Origin of the sequence: Pseudomonas sp. OV226 (assembly GCF_003148705.1) — a bacterium.
Classification (GTDB): domain Bacteria; phylum Pseudomonadota; class Gammaproteobacteria; order Pseudomonadales; family Pseudomonadaceae; genus Aquipseudomonas.
Window position 1 is genome coordinate 34,087 of sequence record NZ_QGGS01000033.1, and the last position, 18,274, is coordinate 52,360.

Sequence of the window (18,274 nt, forward strand, 5' to 3'; positions counted from 1 at the left end):
ATTGAGTGCGTCATGCACGTCATTTGAATGAGGGCTCCTACTGTTGTGTGGGATTCCTTACCGATTACCTGATTCGATAGGGGAACAATCAATAACTTTGAAAAGTTTGTCTTTTTTAAACAACACATTTCCATCCACTAACCAACCTCCACTGACGTCACCCGTGCGGTCCAAACCTCCACTCATCCCTCTGGGAGATACGTTCAGCGACGGCGTTGGTCGTAAAGCCAGCATCGACGACGAACCTGCGCGGCCTTAAAGTAATCACCAGGCTTGGTGACTTCGAGCCAGTTGCAGGGGGAGCGAATGCTAGCGCACAGAGAAACATCGCTTGGCGGTACCCAGGAACCGCACGCGGTGCCCGGCGGGTGGGCGGTTGTAAAGCGCTGGTTACGCTGGGCGCAGGAGCACTGGCTGTTGCCGATCCTGGCGTTGGCCGCGTTGGTGCGTTTTTACGACCTGACGGCGGCAGCGATTTGGGGTGACGAAGGGTCGAGCCTGCTGCTGAGCCAGTATTCACTGGCTGATATTTGGGTGCATGCCGCCCATGATGTGCACCCTCCGCTGTATTTCCTTTTGCTGCATGGCTGGATCGAAGTGTTCGGCGACGGCATCTTCTCAATCCGCTGCCTCAGCGCTCTGCCCGGCATCGTTACGGTGTGGCTTGGCGTCTGGTTGATGGACTTGATCGCCACCCGGCGTGCCGCGTTGTTGGCCGGTTTTCTGCTGGCGTTGCTGCCGACGGCGGTGCGATACAGCCAGGAAGTGCGGATGTATTCGCTGCTGGGCCTGTGGCTGATCGGTGCCACGATCGCGCTGGTCTACTGGATCAGGTATCCCCGGCGCACGCGCTATCTGGTGGCGTACGTGCTGTTGATGAGTGCCGCGTTCTACACCCACTATTTCACCGCCCTGTGCGTGTTGTGCCACTGGCTGTACCTTGGGCTGATTCGTGTCCTGCCAATGTACCGATTGCGTGTGATTCAACGCCCCGGCTGGTGGCTGGCCAATGGCGCGATTGTGCTGCTTTACCTGCCTTGGGTGCCGAACCTGATCGATCTGATCCAGCACCTGGATCAGCTCAAGGCCAATGGCGATGTGGGGTGGGAGTTGCCGGTCACGCTGGGCTCGTTGCCGTCGATGATCTGGTCGATGTTGACCCAGGACGACGGTGAAACCCTGCCGACGCCGATTTTTATCACGATGCCGCTGGCGCTGCTGGCCATCACCGGCGTGGCGCTGGCGCGGGACCGTAGCGTCATTCGCGGCAGTGTTCTGCTGGTGAGCTACGCGGCGCTGCCGTTACTGTTGGTGTTTGGCGTTTCGTTCATCACCCCCGTCTTCGTCGAACGCTACCTGACGGCTTATATGCTGGGGTTGCCGATGATTGTCGCGTTAGCCATTGATCGCCTCTATTCAGGTTTGCGGGTGCTGGCGTTGACCGTGCTGATGCTGTTTGTCGGCATCGAACTGGTGGGTTTGAACAACAACACCAGGGTCGACACCAACGATCAGATCAACGTTATGGTCGATTACGTAAACCGGCACTTTGTGGCGGGTGACCGAATCGTGACCAGCGACATGCTCTGGTACCTCAGCTACGTCTATTACAACCGCGCGCCCACTCAACCACTGCTGTATACCCCACCGCACGCCAATGGCAAGTCGGGTCGGCCGAATGCCTATGGTTTTGGCACGCTGGTAACCCAGGACATTTATCTGGACCGCCTCGACAGTTTGCCCAAAGGCACTCATCGCGTGTGGTTGATCAGTACCGTCGATGTGCCGGGCGAATTCTCGCCGTTGCCCGCTGGCTGGCAGAGCGTTGACAAAACGCGGGCAGGCGGGGCTGACGCGCAGTTGTTCGTATTGCATTGAAGCGATGGCAAGTATTTATGGCTTCGAGGACAAATCCGCCATCCCCTTGAGCAATTCGATCGGCAGCGGGAAGACGATGGTCGAGCTCTTGTCCCCGGCAATCGAACTCAACGTTTGCATGTAACGCAGCTGCATGGCCCCCGGCTGCCGGCCAAGCATTTCGGCGGCCTGCATGAGTTTTTCCGAGGCCTGCAATTCACCTTCGGCGTGGATCACCTTGGCCCGGCGCTCCCGTTCGGCTTCGGCCTGTTTAGCGATGGCGCGGACCATCGATTCATTAAGGTCCACATGTTTGATCTCGACATTGGCGACCTTGATGCCCCAGGCGTCGGTCTGGGCGTCAAGCACTTGCTGGATGTCGATGTTCAACCGTTCGCGCTCGGCCAGCAGCTCGTCGAGCTCATGCTTGCCCAGCACCGCCCGCAACGTGGTCTGGGCCAATTGACTGGTGGCCGTAAGGAAGTCCTCGACCTGAATGATCGCCTTCTGCGGGTCGAGCACGCGGAAATACAGCACCGCGTTGACCTTGACCGAAACGTTGTCGCGGGTGATGACATCTTGCGGCGGTACATCGAGGACGATAGTCCGCAAGTCGACGCGGACCATTTGCTGGACCACCGGGATCAGCAGGATCAACCCCGGGCCCTTGACCTGCCAGAAGCGCCCGAGCTGGAACACCACGCCGCGCTCGTATTCGCGCAGGATGCGGAAGGTTGACCCCGCCAGTGCAATCACCAGAAGCAGTAGTGCGGCGAAACCTACTTGCAGGCCCATGACTATTCTCCAGCTGGCGCCGCGTCAGTCGCGGCCACTTGCAACAGTAGTCCTTTTCGCGCCACCACCCGCACGTGTTGTCCCGGCTGTAGCGGAGTCGAGCTTGAAACCTGCCAGCGCTCCCCTTGCAGATGCACCCAGCCACTACACGCATTGCCGGGCAATAAAGACAGGACCGGCGTCACACTGCCCAGTAACCCCGCATCGCCGCTGACCGTGCGGCGCGGTCGGGTTTTCAGGGCGTGGATCAGCAGGAAAATCAGCAACAGGGCACTCACCAGTCCCAGGCCGATCATCAAAGGTACAGGCACCTCGGTATTGGTCAGAATCACCGCACCGATCACGAACATGACGATGCCGCCCAAACCGATCACGCCGTAATTGGGCAACGCCGCCTCGGCAATCAGAAACGCGATGCCGAATGTGATCAGCCAGATCCCGATGGGGTTTGGCATCAGCAGCACGACGGTATCGGCGGCGAACACCGATCCGCTCAACGCCAACAGCAGTGCAACGGCGAAGCAACGCGTATTCACGTGACCCTCCGCGAGAGTCTTGAAGTGGCTCTGTATACAGTTTAGTAGAGCTGCGGCTTATCTGGATTCTGCACGGTTTTGGACGGCGTCCGATGGGCGGATTTCACCCCGGTTTGTGCCGGCGGGCCTAGACTTTCACTACGGAGAAAAGCATTAACCATCGTCCGCCCGTCACGGGTGCGGACACCGAGGTGCATCATGCGAATGGCAAGAACCGTGCAGAAAAGCCTTGAAACGGCTCAATGTGAATATGACATCGTCGCCCACCCCCATTCGGCCAGCAGCCTGGAAACAGCACGGCTTGCGGGCATTCCAGCAGAACGGGTGGCCAAGTCGGTCATCCTCGACGACCACCACGGTCATTACCTGATGGCGGTGCTGCCCGCCAGCCGTCACCTGGACCTGAGCAAAGTCCGCAACAGCGGCGAATGGCAGGTCTCGCGGGAAAGCAACTTGCCGCACCTGTTTGATGATTGTGAACGCGGTGCCATACCTGCCCTGGGCGAGGCCTATGGGCTGGACGTGGTGATCGACCCGCTGCTGACCCGTCAGAAAGACGTCTATGTGGAAGCCGGAAACCACATCAACCTGCTGCGCATGGACATGCCGGAATTCCTGAGAATGGTGCCGCATGCCGAGGTGCGGGAATTGAGTGATTGAGTGTTGTGTCGTCAATGCTGCCGTCATCGCGAGCAAGCTCGCTCCCACAGGGTTCACGCAATTGCTGTGGGAGCGAGCTATTCATTTCTAAAGGAGCCCGACATGGAATCCCCCATCCACACACTGCCCAATCTGTTCAAACAACTCGGCCTGGCGGATGACGCCGAGAGCATCGATAAATTCATCGCCACCCACTCACCACTCAAGCCCGAATTGCACCTGGCGGATGCGTTTTTCTGGAGCAAGAGCCAGGCGCAGTTTTTGCGGGACGATATTCTGGATGACGCGGATTGGGCGGAAGTGGTGGATCAACTGGATGTGTTGTTGAGGAAGGGGCGGGGGGTGTGAAGATCTAACTGTTGGGTGGCCACAGTCTGGAGGTGTGGACCAGTGCCAGTATCCAGATAGCGTCCGATTCTGGTTGGTAAACCACACGATAGCTCTGGTGGGGAATCAACTCACGAGTACCTGCAATGATTCCGGCTGGCCCGCTTTCGGGGTGTTGCGCAAGGCGAGCAATGGCATCGCGCAAGCGGTTGTCCATGTCAATGGCGGCAATCGGATTGAGTTCATACAAGTAATCCCAAATCTCTGCACGATCCTGTGCTGCTGCGGGCGTCCAGATTATCCTCATCCTTTTTTGGCCGCCTGTGCACGCCTGGCCGCGAACTGCGCTTCGACTTCATCGTTGCTCAAGCCCTCTCCGGCCTGCATGGAAATACGCGCGCTGTCGACTTTCCTTTGCAGGAACGCCTCGTACTCGCGCGACTCTCGTTGTGTTTGAACGTACTGGCGCATCATATCTCTGACGATTTGCGAAGCGGGGCGATGAGAGGCTTCTGCCTCGGCCATAAATTGTTCGCGCAGTTCAGATTCAAGTTTCATCGTAAAAACGGCTTGCTTTGACATCGCTATGTCCTCAAATCACATACTGACGAAGTATATACATCGTCAGTACTAAATTGATTTCATGCTCAACATCCTGCGACGGATGACCATCAATTTGTTTCAAAACTTGACCGCCTTTCCCTCCAAATGCCATATTGATAGTTAGCAAACTAACAGTGTGTGTTTTCCCTCGTGCCGAAGAACCTCGACGCTCTCCAGATGAACATCAGCAGCTCCATGGTGGTGGCCGCCAGGCATTGGCGAAAAATCTGCCAGACCACGCTGGTCAACTATGGAATCTCCGAAGCCTGCGCCGTTCCGCTCTTGATGATCGGGCGTCTGGGCGAGGGTGTGCGGCAGGTGACGGTGGCCCATGCCGCCGGGATGGAGAGCCCGTCCCTGGTGCGGTTGCTCGATCAGTTGTGTCATAGCGGTTATGTCTGCCGCACCGAAGATGCCCATGACCGGCGCGCCAAGTGCCTGAGCCTGACCGACACCGGACGTGAATTGGTGCAGGCCGTCGAAATCGAGCTGGTGCGATTGCGCCATGAAGTGCTTGAAGGCATCGACCAAAGCGATCTGGAAGCTACGCTACGGGTATTGAGAGCCTTTGAAGCGGCCAATGCGCCGTCGGTGGTCAACCCTTGAGCGGATTTTTCACCGGTATGCCTTCGGCGCGGGACTGGTTCTACGGTGTGCGCACCTTTGCCGCCTCGATGATCGCGTTGTACATCGCCCTGCTCATGCAAATGCCGCGTCCCTATTGGGCGATGGCCACGGTTTACATTGTTTCCAGCCCCTTTGTCGGCCCGACCAGTTCCAAGGCTCTGTACCGCGCGATCGGTACTTTTTTCGGGGCGGCGGCGGCGGTTTTTTTCGTGCCGATGTTCGTCCAGAGCCCTTACGTATTGGTGGTGGTCATCGCGCTGTGGACCGGGATCCTGCTGTTCCTGTCCTTGCACCTGCGTACCGCCAACAACTACGCCTTGATGCTCGCCGGTTACACCTTGCCGCTGATCGCCCTGCCGGTGGTGAACAACCCGCTGGGGGTTTGGGACGTGGCGGAAGCGCGTACTGAAGAGATCTTTCTTGGCATCGCCGTGGCGGCGGTGGTCGGTGCCATGTTCTGGCCTCGGCGGCTGGCGCCGGTGTTCAACGATGCGGTGAGCAAATGGTTTGCCGATGCCTCGACGTACAGTTTGCGGTTCCTTAGCCGCACGGTGCAGCCAGACGAAGTCAGCGCGCTGCGTTCCGCCATGGTGACGACCTTCAACACGCTGGAATTGATGATCGGCCAGCTGCCGCACGAGGGCGCGCGAGCGCAGACCGTACGTAATACCAAAGAGCTGCGCGGGCGGATGATTCACCTGTTACCGGTGATCGACGCCCTCGACGATGCCCTGTATGCCCTTGAGCGGCGCACGCCGGAGCTGGTCGAAAAATTCGCGCCGCTGTTGGCCGCCACCACCGAATGGCTCAATCACAAAGACGCCGATCTGGCGCGCTGGCAGGCGCTGAAAGACCAACTTGAAGCCCTGCAACCGTCCGCCGAAGCCCTGAATGATCGCAAGCAGTTGCTGTTCTCCAACGCACTGTATCGCCTCGGCGAGTGGATCGATGTGTGGCAGGACTGCCGCAGCCTGCAATACGCCATCGAGTGCGAAAGCCAGGACAGCTGGCGCGCGGTGTATCGCCACTGGCGCCTCGGTCGCCTGTCGCCGTTTCTCGACCGTGGCCTGATGCTCTACTCGGCGGCATCCACGGTCCTGGCCATCATCGTTGCTTCAGTGTTGTGGATTCTGCTGGGCTGGACCGACGGCGGCTCGGCAGTGATTCTCGCCGCCGTGGCGTGCAGCTTTTTCGCCTCGATGGATGACCCGGCGCCGCAGATTTACCGGTTCTTTTTCTGGACCGCGATGTCGGTGGTGCTGGCCAGCCTTTACCTGTTTCTGGTGCTGCCCAACCTGCACGACTTCCCGATGTTGGTGCTGGCGTTTGCCGTGCCGTTTATCTGCATCGGCACCCTGACGGTCAAGCCGCAGTTTTACCTGGGCATGCTGCTGACCCTCGTCAACACCTCGTCCTTTATCAGTATTCAGGGCGCCTACGATGCGGACTTCCTCAGCTTCGCCAACTCCAACCTGGCCGGCCCCATCGGGCTGTTGTTTGCCTTTATCTGGACCCTGATCGCCCGGCCGTTCGGTGCGGAGCTGGCGGCCAAGCGGCTGACCCGGTTCAGTTGGCGCGACATCGTCAGCCTCACAGAACCGGCCAATCTGGCCGAGCACCGGCAATTGGGCGTACAGGTGCTCGATCGTTTGATGCAGCACTTGCCGCGTCTGGCCATGACCGGCCAGGACACCGGCATCGCGTTGCGTGAGGTGCGTGTGGCGCTGAACGTGCTCGATCTGCTGGCTTACACACCGCGAGTGGACGGAGTGCCGCGAGCGCTGCTGCATCAGGTAGTGACGGAAGTCGGCGAGTATTTCAAGGCCTGCCTGAAGGCCGGGGAGCGTCTGCCGGCACCGGGCCCGTTGCTGATGACCCTCGACCGCGCCCGCCGATCGCTGGATGTGGATTGTGATGAGGACACCCGTCTGAATTTGCTGCATGCCCTGAGCGGCCTGCGTCTGGCGTTGTTGCCGGGTGTGGAATTCGTCAGCGCGGGTGAACTCGAAGAACCGCTGCCCCATGGCATCGATGGAGCGCCTTTATGATCGGTGATGTGGACATCAGCGGGGTGTTTTTGCCCACGCTGCTGGTATTGATGGGCATTACGTATGTGTTGTTCCTGCTGGTGCACGGGTTGCTGATGCGCTTGCACTTTTACCGTCTGGTCTGGCACCGGGCATTGTTCAACGTGGCTCTCTACGCTTTGCTGCTCGGCGCCGTGGACTCACTCAGTCGATACCTGATGACATGAAAAAACCTTTTCTGACCCTGGGTCGCGTGATGCTGACCCTGTTGATCGTGACTTTCGCCGTCGTCGTGGTCTGGCGCATGGTGATGTACTACATGTTTGCGCCGTGGACCCGCGACGGGCATATCCGTGCCGACATCGTGCAAATCGCCCCGGACGTCTCCGGGCTGATCCAGCAAGTGGACGTGCGCGACAACCAGTGGGTGAAACGCGGCCAGGTGCTGTTCAGCATTGATCAAGACCGTTTCAAACTGGCCCTGCGCCAAGCCAAAGCGGCAGTCGCCGACCGTCAGGAAACCCTGGCGCAGGCGCAACGCGAAGCCAAGCGTAACCGTGGCTTGGGCAATCTGGTGCCTGGCGAACAGCTGGAAGAAAGCCAGTCCCGGGTGGCGCGCGCTGAAGTTGCGTTGATGGAAGCTCAAGTGGCGGTGGACAGTGCTCAATTGAACCTGGACCGCTCGACCATCCGCAGCCCGGTCGACGGCTACATCAACGACCGTGCGCCGCGTGCGCAAGAGTTCGTCACGGCCGGGCGGCCGGTGTTGTCGGTGGTGGACAGCAATTCTTTCCACATCGACGGCTATTTCGAAGAAACCAAGCTGAACGGCATTCACGTCGGCCAGAGTGTCGACATCCGCGTAATCGGTGACAGCGCGCGCCTGCGCGGCCATGTGGAAAGCATCGTCGCCGGCATCGAAGACCGCGACCGCACCATCGGCAATAACCTGCTGCCCAACGTCAACCCGGCGTTCAGTTGGGTGCGCCTGGCACAGCGGATTCCGGTGCGAATTGTCTTTGATGATGTACCTGAAGATTTCCGCATGATCGCCGGGCGCACCGCCACGGTATCGATCATCGACGATCAGAAGCGGGAGCCGGCGCAATGAGCAAGGCCTCGGGTTTGGCGGTCGCCGGATTAGGCTTGCTGCTGTCGGCGTGTCAGATGGTCGGGCCGGATTATCATTTGCCCGAAGAGGCGGCGGTCCATCGACCCGATTTGCAGGGTGATTTGGCGGTCGACGGTAAAACGGTGGTGTCCGCACCGGTGCCGGCCGATTGGTGGCGCCTGTACAAGGACCCGCGACTCGACCAGTTGGTGCAGCAGGCCATGGCGTCCAACACCGATTTGCGCGTGGCGGCGGCCAGTCTGTTGCGGTCTCGCGCTCAGGTCGATGAGGCAGAAGCGGCGGGTGGCTGGAGCGGCGGCGTGAAGATGGGCGCCCAGAGATTGCAGGAGTCCGGCCAGGCGTTCCTGATTCCGGAAAAAGTGCCGGTGGCCAACGTCGGAGATATCGGCATCAGCGCGTCGTACCAGTTCGATCTGTTCGGCACGTTGCAGCGCGGCATCGAAGCGGCCAAGGCCAACGCCGATGCGACGCAGGCAGCGGCCGATACGGCTCGCATCACCGTGGTGGCCGACGTGGTCCGGGCCTACACCCAGGTGTGCGCCGCCAATGAAGAGCGAGAGATTGCCCAGCACTCCCTCGACCTGCAGGCCCAGAGCACCACGCTGATCCAGCGTCTGCGCGATGCCGGACGTGGTGATGAAACACAGGTCACCCGTTCGCAAACCCAGTTCAAATCCTTGCGCGCCGACATGCCGCGCTATGAGGCCTCGCGTCAGGCCGGGCTGTATCGCCTGTCAATGTTGCTGGCCAAGCCGGTGGATCAACTGCCGGCCGGCACCGCCACCTGCGACGAGCTGCCGAAAATCGCGCAATTGATTCCGGTGGGCGATGGCGCCGCGTTGCTCAAGCGTCGTCCCGATGTGCGGCAGGCCGAGCGCCGGCTGGCGACCGCGACGGCCGGGATTGGTGTCGCCACGGGTGAGCTGTACCCGAACATCAGCATCGGCGCGACCATCGGCACCGTCGGTATCCTCGACGATCTCGGTGACCCGTCCACCAACCGTTGGGGCTTTGGTCCGTCGCTGACCTGGAACGTGCCGACCAACGGCGCCCGGGCACGCATCCGCGAAGCCGAAGCGGTGACCCAGGCGACACTGGCGCATTTCGATGGGGTGGTGCTCAACGCCATTCGCGAAACCCAGACCAGCCTGGTCCAGTACACCGCATTGTTGCAGCGTCGTGACGCCCTGGCAGACGCCGAGCAATCGGCAAGACTGGCAGCGGACCAGACGCACCGTTTCTTCCAGGCCGGCCGCGCTTCGTTCCTGGCGGACTTGCAAGCGACCCGCACCTACACGGATGTCACGGCGCAACTGGCCGCGGCCAACACCCAGGTTGCCGCCAGCCAGATCGATTTGTTCCTCGCGCTGGGCGGTGGCTGGGAAAGCGGACGAACGCAAGGTTCGAACACCAGCAAACCCTGAGGCCGTTGCTATGCTTTGATTTGATGAAGTCACGTTCTGATTTCATCAATCAAGGCTCGCGTTGGTCATGGGGACTCTAATAATGAAAAACCCTTATGCTCCTGGCTTTTGGTGCGCTATTGCGGCATTGGTTTTGCTGTCGGCCACCTATTTCTACGGCATCATGCTGGCCCACCAGATCGACAAGGCTCTGGTGTTTCTCGACAGCGCCAGTGCGCTGATTGCCGTGATGGCAATCGTGGTGGTGGCCTGGGCTTCAGTCCAGGGCCAGCGCATCAAAAAAAGACAACTCGAACAAGGCAAAACCCTGGTGCTGATCTGGGACACCAAGGTGGCGTTGCGTCGTGTCGAAACGGTGTTTGACCAATATTTCTGGGGCAGCTACTGGCAGCCGGGGCGCACCTTCCAGGAAGTCATGGGCGAGCTCACCGGCACACCGTTGGAAAAAAGCCTCGAGACCTTGAAGAAACAATGCCTGGCACTGGATAAACAGGTGTCCGAGGAGGACTGGCACTGGCTGAACAATGCCCGTGAACTCTCGGATGTCGCCACTGCCATGGCGCGAGAACGCTATCAACTGGACGTTTGCGACCCGCGCGCCGAAGTGACGGGCGGGGCGGTGATCAATCGGGATTTTGAAGTGCTGGTGTATACGTGGACGGCACGGCTCAAGAGCTTTGATCATCAGCTGGATGAGATGGAAGTGCAGTATTCCTGAGTTTTTGTTGGCGGGAGTGACGCCATCGCGAGCAGGCTCACGCCTACAAGGGTTCTGTGAACGACACATAACCTTTGTAGGCGTGAGCCTGCTCGCGATGGCGATTTCATATCCGTCGAAACGCTCAACCGTCCTGAGTAGTCCATAGACACTCTTTAACCTTTAATCATTGGGCCGCCCGTCGCGCCGAGTGCTAATCTCCACTCCACTTTTATTTAGCTATTTAGCGGAGTCGAGCCGCAACCCGTCATGGGTTCAGGGAAGACGACCACACCTTCAAACAACGGATATTGACTGGGTCATTCATGAATAAATCAGCAGGCGTGCTTCTTGGAATTGTCGTAGCCATCGGCGCAATCAGCGCGGGGGGTGCCTGGTTCACCGGGAGCAAAATCGAAGGCGTGTTGAACACCTCGATCGCCGACGCTAACAAAGAGCTGAAGGCCGCGCTGGTAGGTTCCAATGGCACGGCATCGCTGGAGCTGGTGTCGCTTGAGCGCCACGTGTTCAGCAGTACCGCGCACTACCGCCTTAAAGGCGAAGGCGAGATGTTTGGTGAAACCCCGGTTGAATTGCAGTTTGTCGACCACATCGAACACGGTCCGCTGCCGTTCTCGCGCCTGGTCGCGTTGAAGTGGTTGCCGGTCATGGCCACCAGTCACTACGAACTTGAACGCACGTCGCTCACCGAAAAGTGGTTTGCCGCCGCCAAAGACAAATCGCCGCTCACCGGCGTGGTCAACATCGGTTACGACAACTCCACCAGCGGCACCCTCCAGTTGCAGCCGCTGGACGTTGCGCTGGATGACAAGTCCAACCTGAAATTCACCGGTTTGAACCTCGACGTCGACGCCAGCCCCCAGGTCCAAAAGCTCAAGGCCAACGGCTACATGGACAGCCTGACACTGAGCACCGTGGCTGAAGATCAAACCCCGGTGAAGGTCGAGCTCACTGGCCTGACCCTGGCCAGCAACCTGGTTAAAAGCACCTACGGCTACTACACCGGCGAGAACACCCTTGAGCTGACGGACAGCAAAACTACTTTCGGCCCCAAGCAATCGGTACTGGGCATCAAGAAATTTGAAATGAAGAACCAGACCGAGGAGTCGGGCACCAGCGCTTCGGGACGTGCCGACTACAAGGTGGGTGAAGTGTCGTTGAACGGCAAGACCGTCGGCTCTGCGCAAATGGCCATGAGCCTGAAGAACCTCGATATCCCGGCCACCATGTCGCTGATGCAGATCTATCAGACCAAACTGCAGCCTTACGAGAAAGCGGCCGCAGAGGCTGCTGCTGCGGGTCTGCCCTCTCCTGAACTGGTCCTGACTCCGGCCGAGGAGGCGCAAGTCAAAACCGGTCTCGAAAAGCTATTGGCTGCTGGCCCGCAAGTGGCGCTGGAAAACCTGTCGTTCAACACGACCAATGGTGAAAGCCGCGCCAACCTGGTGCTTGACCTGACCAAACCGCAGTCCATGGACTTGCCGCCTGATCAACTGACCCAACAGTTGATCGCACTGCTGGATATCAACGTGCAGGTGTCCAAGCCGATGCTCGTCGATTTACTCACCGTGCAAAGCCAACTGGACGGTCAGACCGATGCCAAGCTCATCGCCGACCAGGCCACCGCCACTGCCGACATGTTCAGCAGCATGGCGGTCGGCACGCAGCTCGCCAAACTGGACGGCAACAACGTTGTCAGCAAGTTGCATTACGCCAACAATCAGGTGGAATTCAATGGCCAGAAAATGACCGTTGAAGAGTTTGTCGGTTTCGTGATGAGCAAGCTCGGTGGCGGTGCCGAAATCCAGGAATAAATCCCACGGCTGAATAAAACGCCCGACCTCTGCGACTCCCGCAGTTCGGGCGTTTTGCTGTCGGGTGTGTGCCCGCTACCCAATGTCCCGAATCAACTGCCACGCCTCGTCCACCGACAGTGGCTGTTTCATGCGTTCGGCCAGCAGCGCCATCGCCCGTTCTTCATCGCAGGCAACTGCGGCAGCCACCACGCCGTTTTTGCCGAACAAGCCGATAAAGGGTGGATGGTTCGGATCCCCCTTGAACTCGACCTCGTCCCAGGCTTCGGCGTGGCCGAGGTAGTCGTAGTTTTTGCCGAAGTGCCAGGTCCAGAAATACGGCACGTCGAGGTAATGCTCGTCAGCGCCCAGCATATTCGCGGCGGCGATCCGCGCCTGTTGCTGGGCCAGACGCCAATGCTCGATGCGCTGAGGCTGGCCGTTGAGCGGGAACGTCGCGATATCACCTACCGCCCACAACCCGTCGGTGACGCGCATGCCGCCGTCGACCTTCAGCGACCGGTCTTTTTCCTTGGGCAAATCGGTAAACGGCTCGGTTGCGGGGCTGACGCCGATGCCGGCCAGTACCAGATCCGCCGGCAAGCGTTGACCGTTGTCCAGGCACACCGCCTCTACGTGGTCCGTGCCTTCTATATAGAAGGCTTCGCCATCGGTGTGAAACACCACGCCGTTGCTTTCATGCAAGGCGCGAATGGCGTTGCCGACGGCTTCGCCCAATTGTGCGGCAAAGGGAATGGCATGCCGGGCCAGGATCGTGACGTCCAACCCGAGCTCCCGCAGGGCTGAGGCGGACTCCAGCGCAATAAAACTGTCACCGATGATCACCACTCGCTGGCCAGGTTTCGCCACTTGCAGAATCTGGCTTGCCTGATCTTTTGAACGCAGTACGAACACCTGCGGCAAATCGGCGCCAGGCAGCGTGAGTTGATTGGGCTTGCCGCCGGTGGCAAGCAGTGCCGCGTCATAGTTGAGCGATCGACCATTGGTTAGCCGCACGGTTTTATTCGACGAATCCAGGCTGGCGACTTCACCGGTCATGCGTTCGATCCGCTGTTCGCGATAAAACGCGTCATCGCGCAGCGGCGGGACTTCTTCGAGTGGCATCTGCCCGGCAATCACAAATTTGCTCAGGACGGTGCGGTCGTATCCGGCGTCGGCTTCACGGTCGATCAGCAGCACTTGGCCACCGAAGCCCTTTTCGCGTAACGCCGCCGCACACGCCGTACCGGCTGCCCCGGCACCGATGATCACAAACGTGCGCTCGTCGTCTGCCGGTGGAGTGTGTGCATCTGCAAACGGCTGGTCATCGACCCAGATGTCGCCATCGCGTATTTCCAACGGATAACGCTTGAGGCTGTCCAGAGCCGGCGGCTCGCACAACGCACCGTCCTCGATTCGATACGCCGCTTTGTGCCACGGGCAGATCAAACGTCCGTGGCACAGCGCACCTTCCGCCAGCGGTGCCCCGGCATGCGGGCACTCACCCTGATAGGCGCGTAATTGATCGCCCACCCGCAGCAAAACAATTTTGGTGTCTTCAATCTGGACTTCGAGGCCCCGGTTTTCAGACACATCGGCGAAACGGGCGACACGATGCAGTGCCATGACGGCTCTCCAGACAGACGTTTCACTTAAGAGTTTGGTGCGTAATGCGAGGTTCAGCCAATTCCCACTGCCACCGCACGAACGGTACAGCTATAGTTCGCAAGCCGACGACGGCCCTACCCCACAAGGTGCTCCGGAATGACCCGATTGACCTCTCTGAACCCTTGGCTGGCGGCCATTGCAGTCGCCATTTGTGTGCAATTTCCGGCGCAAGCCCAAGAACGTTTCACCCTGAACATTCCAGGTGTCACGGATGACCGGCTGTTTACCTCGGCCGCGGCCAGCGATGCTCCGGGTTGTGGCGGACACAACGCGTCACCGGCATTGAACTGGAACGACGGGCCGAAGGGTACCTTGAGTTATGCCGTGGTCATGCACGACCCCGATGGGCAGAAGGGGCAGGGTGCCGATCATTGGGTGCATTACGGCATCAAGGCCACCACTCACCAGATCCCCGCCGGTGTCGGGGCAAAGTCGGCACTCGAAGGCGTCGGTGGCACCAACAGCAAAGGCACCACCGGTTATGTCGGGCCTTGCCCGCCGGTTGGCGACAGTGCACATCACTACATAATTCAGCTGTACGCACTGGACCTTGCTCCAGAGGCCCTGCCCGCCGGGCTTACGCGCGCGCAACTGCTGGAAAAGATCAAAGGTCATGTGCTGAAAAACAGCAGCGTGGTACGTCGTTATCACCGCTGAGTTTAATTTTCAGCCGGTTTAACCCGAACCTGAAAGGGGGCTCGTCTCAGAGGATGAATGGATCAATTTCCTCCTGAGGTCAGCCCCCCATGTCCCTCCCTCTGCTTTACCTTCGCCCGGCAGCCCTGGGATTCGTCAGCGGATTGCTATTGGCTGTTGCCGGTTGCGGCGTTTCCTCCACACCTGATTCCGCGCACGTGTCGCCACCGGCTCAAAGCGAGGTAAAGCTTGAAGAGTTGGTGCGCAGCGAGGTGGGCATGGCGGATGCGTCAATGGCCAAGCGCAGCGTTCGCCCGGCGCCGGTTGCGAGTTTTGCACCTGAGTCGTTCCCGCCCGGGTATCGGGATGAACAGCGAGAGCAATACCAAGCGCTGGCGGACAACCCCATCCACAGCGTGACCGAGGCACCGGTCTCGACTTTCAGTGCTGATGTGGATACCGGCGCTTACGCCAACGTCCGGCGTTTGTTGAATCAGGGGCGATTGCCCCCCGAAGGCGCGGTACGGCTGGAGGAAATGGTCAATTATTTTCCCTATGACTACGCCCAACCCACTGATGGCTCACCGTTTGGGGTGACCACTGAGCTGGCGCCGTCGCCATGGAACCCGCATACCCGACTGCTGCGCGTCGGTATCAAGGCGTCGGACCGCGCGGTGGCGGAACTGGCCCCGGCGAACCTGGTGTTTCTGGTGGACGTCTCCGGTTCAATGGATCGTCGCGAAGGATTGCCGCTGGTCAAAAGCACCCTGAAATTGCTGGTCGATCAATTACGCGAGCAGGACCGGGTTTCATTGGTGGTCTATGCCGGTGATTCGCGCGTGGTGCTGGAGCCGACTTCCGGACGCGAAAAGGCGAAAATTCGTACAGCTATCGATCAATTGACCGCCGGCGGCTCGACCGCTGGAGCGTCGGGCATCGAGTTGGCCTATCAAATGGCACAACAAGCGTTTATCCCCAAAGGAATCAACCGCATCCTGCTGGCCACCGACGGTGACTTCAATGTCGGCATCAGCGACTTCGACAGCCTCAAACAGATGGCGGTGGATAAACGCAAGTCCGGCGTCTCTCTGACGACCTTGGGTTTTGGGGTGGATAACTACAATGAACACCTGATGGAACAACTGGCCGACGCCGGCGATGGTAACTACGCCTACATCGACAACTTGCGTGAAGCGCGCAAGGTGTTGGTCGATCAGCTGGGCTCGACCCTTGCGGTCGTGGCGAAGAACGTCAAGCTGCAAGTGGAATTCAATCCGGCGCAGGTGAGCGAATATCGGTTGTTGGGGTATGAGAATCGGGCGTTGAAGCGTGAGGACTTCAGCAACGACAAAGTCGATGCAGGCGAAATCGGTGCAGGACACACGGTAACGGCGCTGTATGAAATCGTACCCAAAGGCGAGAAAGGCTGGCTGGAGCCGCTGCGTTATGGGCAGCCTGAGGCAGTTGTTTCGGCGAATACCGCAGAACTGGCGATATTACGAGTGCGGTATCAGCTACCGGAGGGTGGGAATAGTCGTTTGATCGAGCGGCCTATCATTAACAGTCAAACGGCCAAAGCCAGCGATGACCTGAGATTTGCGGCGGCCGTGGCGGCATTTTCCCAGCAACTCAAGGATGGACGGTACACCGGTGATTTCAGTTTGAAGGACACGCAAGCGCTGGCTCGCGGTGCGCGGGGTGAGGACCCATTCGGACTGCGTGCAGAGTTCGTGCAATTGGTGGAGCTGGCGCAAAGCCTGCGTACCACTACGGCATTGAACAGCGAGCCACTTAAAGGAGGCTACAACTGACATGTCAGCGCCGGAACCGAGCGATGAAGCGCTGCTGGCCCGATATCGCGGAGGCGAAGGGCCGGCGTTCGAGATTTTATACGCCCGTCATCGGCAGGGACTTTACCGGTTCCTGCTCGGCCTCAGCGGTAAAACCGAATTGGCCGAAGAGGTTTATCAGGAAACCTGGCTGAGCCTGATACGCAGTATCAGTCAGCCACAAGGTCGGGCGAATTTTCGTACGTGGCTTTATCAGATCGCCCGCAACCGACTCATCGATCACTGGCGCAAACACGGTATCCACCATCCGTTGCACGACAGCTATGACGAACAGGCTCACGCCTTATTTGATGAGGCGACCGATCCGGAGCTTCTGTTGAGCCTGAGCCGCGACAGTCAGCGTCTTGAAACGGCCCTGCAAAATCTGCCTGCTGAACAGCGTGAGGTCTTCCTGCTGCGTACACATGGCGATCTCGACCTGCCGCAGATCGCCACACTCACCGCAACACCGCTGGAAACGGTCAAAAGCCGTTTGCGCTACGCCCAGCAAAAACTGCGTCGGCTGCTGGCCGAGGAGGTACTGACATGACTGACGCCCGTACTACACCGGAAGACGAAGTGGTGAAGCACTACCGTGAACATGCGGTGGGTGAACCGTCGGCTCATCTGGATTCATTGATCCTTGGCGTGGCCCACAGGGAAACCCCGATGCCGAAGCCAAGCGTCTGGCAACGTTGGGTTCAGGTTTGCCAGAAGCCTCGCTGGCAGGTGGTGTTTGCCAGTCTGGTGGGTGTCGCCTTGATGGTGGCATTGGTGCAACGTACGCCGGAGCAAGCGCCGAGCTATGACTTCGCCCCTGCGCCCAAAATGTCCGCGCCGGTTGCCAAAAAAGAGGCGGCGCCTGCTGCTCGCGCGTTGGCGGCCCCTGCGCCGATGGCGGATATTGCTGCGCCCGCGCAGAGCGAATCGATCAACGCCGGAATGGCTGAGGAATCAAAAGTCAGCAAACGTACCGCGGTGCCACCGAATCAGCTGGATGAACAATTGCGCGAGGTGATTCGCCTGCAGGATGCCGGTCAGGCCCCGGCGGCAGATGCTTTGTTAAAGGCATTGCATCTTCGCTTCCCAACCGAAAACCTCATCGGGCGACTCGGAGATTTACGCAAAAACTGAGTTGCCAGGTGGTCAGCCATTTGGCATCAAGGCCCGAAAGCGCGCACTATCGGGCCATAGCCGATGCGTTGGAGGAAGCCGTGGCGAAAAAAATCGATCGCATCGCCCAAATGCTCAACTGCCCCGTAAAGGGGGAGGAACTAAGACGGGCAATTACTGAGAGCCGTAAGGATTTTCTCCTTAACCACCCAGAAGAAGAGGAGGTTGATGAGGAAGACTTTGAGGATGATGAGGAGTGGGACGACGATCTTGACTGGACGACCGAGTAGGGGTCGCCAGTCGAAGGCGGGTTGGGAGGGCTGCCGTTTCAAGTGATGCAGCCTTGCTGAAGCAGGGCTGGAAAGGTCCTTAATGTACAAACGTTTGAAGTGGTGAAGAAAGTTTCAAAAGAGGCTTGACGCAGTATTGAATCACTGTAGAATTCGCCTCCCGCTACCGAGTGATCGGAAGCGCAAGTGGTTGAAGTTGTTAAAGATTTCCAAGCGAAACTTTGAAAACTTCTGAAAAT

The 18,274-nt window shown here is 59.1% G+C and carries 20 protein-coding genes and 1 pseudogene; 15 read left to right on the forward strand and 6 right to left on the reverse strand.

What is annotated here, in order from left to right; all coding sequences use genetic code 11:
• Positions 1 to 306: 306 nt before the first annotated feature.
• Positions 307 to 1,878 (forward strand): glycosyltransferase family 39 protein, encoded by a 1,572-nt coding sequence (locus C7534_RS30525; RefSeq protein ID WP_109788061.1) that lies wholly within the window; start codon positions 307 to 309, stop codon positions 1,876 to 1,878.
• A 15-nt stretch (positions 1,879 to 1,893) separates the two neighbouring features.
• Here the strand turns inward: C7534_RS30525 and C7534_RS30530 are convergent, their stop codons facing one another.
• Positions 1,894 to 2,652, reverse strand: a complete 759-nt coding sequence (locus C7534_RS30530) for a slipin family protein (protein ID WP_046033213.1) — start codon at positions 2,650 to 2,652, stop codon at positions 1,894 to 1,896.
• A gap of 2 nt (positions 2,653 to 2,654) precedes the next feature.
• Positions 2,655 to 3,188 (reverse strand): NfeD family protein, encoded by a 534-nt coding sequence (locus tag C7534_RS30535; protein ID WP_109788062.1) that lies wholly within the window; start codon positions 3,186 to 3,188, stop codon positions 2,655 to 2,657.
• A 198-nt stretch (positions 3,189 to 3,386) separates the two neighbouring features.
• Between C7534_RS30535 and C7534_RS30540 the strand changes: the two genes are divergently transcribed.
• Positions 3,387 to 3,848, forward strand: a complete 462-nt coding sequence (locus C7534_RS30540) for an aminoacyl-tRNA deacylase (protein WP_046033215.1) — start codon at positions 3,387 to 3,389, stop codon at positions 3,846 to 3,848.
• A gap of 102 nt (positions 3,849 to 3,950) precedes the next feature.
• The gene (locus tag C7534_RS30545) at positions 3,951 to 4,196 is read left to right on the forward strand and encodes a DUF2789 domain-containing protein (RefSeq protein ID WP_046033216.1); all 246 of its coding nucleotides are present in this window, start codon (positions 3,951 to 3,953) and stop codon (positions 4,194 to 4,196) included.
• Positions 4,197 to 4,200: 4 nt separating this feature from the next.
• On the opposite strand, the gene C7534_RS30550 is transcribed toward C7534_RS30545, so the two are convergent.
• Positions 4,201 to 4,482, reverse strand: a complete 282-nt coding sequence (locus C7534_RS30550) for a type II toxin-antitoxin system RelE/ParE family toxin (protein ID WP_046033217.1) — start codon at positions 4,480 to 4,482, stop codon at positions 4,201 to 4,203.
• Positions 4,479 to 4,757, reverse strand: coding sequence for an antitoxin of toxin-antitoxin stability system (locus C7534_RS30555; protein WP_109788063.1), 279 nt, complete (start codon positions 4,755 to 4,757; stop codon positions 4,479 to 4,481). Before C7534_RS30555 ends, C7534_RS30550 begins: the two co-directional genes overlap by 4 nt.
• A gap of 198 nt (positions 4,758 to 4,955) precedes the next feature.
• On the opposite strand from C7534_RS30555, the gene C7534_RS30560 reads away from it, so the two are divergent.
• From C7534_RS30560 to C7534_RS30590, 7 genes are all read left to right on the forward strand, one after another.
• Positions 4,956 to 5,384 carry a MarR family winged helix-turn-helix transcriptional regulator gene (locus C7534_RS30560; protein WP_046033219.1) on the forward strand — a complete coding sequence of 143 codons (429 nt, stop codon included), beginning with the start codon at positions 4,956 to 4,958 and terminating at the stop codon, positions 5,382 to 5,384.
• Positions 5,381 to 7,453, forward strand: coding sequence for an FUSC family protein (locus C7534_RS30565; protein ID WP_046033220.1), 2,073 nt, complete (start codon positions 5,381 to 5,383; stop codon positions 7,451 to 7,453). Before C7534_RS30560 ends, C7534_RS30565 begins: the two co-directional genes overlap by 4 nt.
• Positions 7,450 to 7,659: a DUF1656 domain-containing protein gene (locus tag C7534_RS30570; RefSeq protein ID WP_046033221.1), complete on the forward strand. Its 210-nt coding sequence runs from the start codon at positions 7,450 to 7,452 to the stop codon at positions 7,657 to 7,659. Before C7534_RS30565 ends, C7534_RS30570 begins: the two co-directional genes overlap by 4 nt.
• The gene (locus tag C7534_RS30575; RefSeq protein WP_109788064.1) at positions 7,656 to 8,543 is read left to right on the forward strand and encodes an efflux RND transporter periplasmic adaptor subunit; all 888 of its coding nucleotides are present in this window, start codon (positions 7,656 to 7,658) and stop codon (positions 8,541 to 8,543) included. Before C7534_RS30570 ends, C7534_RS30575 begins: the two co-directional genes overlap by 4 nt.
• Entirely contained in the window at positions 8,540 to 9,988 is a 1,449-nt protein-coding gene (locus C7534_RS30580; RefSeq protein WP_109788065.1) for an efflux transporter outer membrane subunit, read from the forward strand. Before C7534_RS30575 ends, C7534_RS30580 begins: the two co-directional genes overlap by 4 nt.
• 82 nt (positions 9,989 to 10,070) lie before the next feature.
• Positions 10,071 to 10,706, forward strand: a complete 636-nt coding sequence (locus C7534_RS30585; protein WP_109788066.1) for an NADH:ubiquinone oxidoreductase subunit N — start codon at positions 10,071 to 10,073, stop codon at positions 10,704 to 10,706.
• Positions 10,707 to 11,011: 305 nt separating this feature from the next.
• Positions 11,012 to 12,520, forward strand: a complete 1,509-nt coding sequence (locus C7534_RS30590; protein WP_077430939.1) for a YdgA family protein — start codon at positions 11,012 to 11,014, stop codon at positions 12,518 to 12,520.
• A 75-nt stretch (positions 12,521 to 12,595) separates the two neighbouring features.
• On the opposite strand, the gene C7534_RS30595 is transcribed toward C7534_RS30590, so the two are convergent.
• Positions 12,596 to 14,125, reverse strand: coding sequence for an apoptosis inducing factor family protein (locus C7534_RS30595; RefSeq protein ID WP_109788067.1), 1,530 nt, complete (start codon positions 14,123 to 14,125; stop codon positions 12,596 to 12,598).
• 138 nt (positions 14,126 to 14,263) lie between these two features.
• On the opposite strand from C7534_RS30595, the gene C7534_RS30600 reads away from it, so the two are divergent.
• The 5 genes from C7534_RS30600 (at position 14,264) to C7534_RS30620 (ending at position 18,035) form a co-directional block, all read left to right on the forward strand.
• A complete protein-coding gene (locus C7534_RS30600; protein WP_046033227.1) occupies positions 14,264 to 14,824 on the forward strand; it encodes a YbhB/YbcL family Raf kinase inhibitor-like protein in 561 nt (186 codons plus the stop codon).
• 89 nt (positions 14,825 to 14,913) lie between these two features.
• Complete coding sequence (locus C7534_RS30605; protein ID WP_109788068.1) at positions 14,914 to 16,614, forward strand: vWA domain-containing protein; 1,701 nt, start codon at positions 14,914 to 14,916, stop codon at positions 16,612 to 16,614.
• A 1-nt stretch (position 16,615) separates the two neighbouring features.
• A complete protein-coding gene (locus tag C7534_RS30610) occupies positions 16,616 to 17,182 on the forward strand; it encodes an RNA polymerase sigma factor (protein WP_109788069.1) in 567 nt (188 codons plus the stop codon).
• Positions 17,179 to 17,766 (forward strand): hypothetical protein, encoded by a 588-nt coding sequence (locus C7534_RS30615; protein ID WP_109788070.1) that lies wholly within the window; start codon positions 17,179 to 17,181, stop codon positions 17,764 to 17,766. The genes C7534_RS30610 and C7534_RS30615 overlap by 4 nt, the downstream gene beginning before the upstream one ends.
• Before the next feature lie 20 nt (positions 17,767 to 17,786).
• On the forward strand, positions 17,787 to 18,035 hold the full coding sequence (locus tag C7534_RS30620; RefSeq protein WP_109788071.1) for a hypothetical protein: 249 nt from the start codon (positions 17,787 to 17,789) through the stop codon (positions 18,033 to 18,035).
• 38 nt (positions 18,036 to 18,073) lie between these two features.
• Here C7534_RS30620 and C7534_RS32725 read toward each other — a convergent pair.
• Positions 18,074 to 18,274, reverse strand: a pseudogene (locus tag C7534_RS32725) (hypothetical protein); the annotation flags it as partial.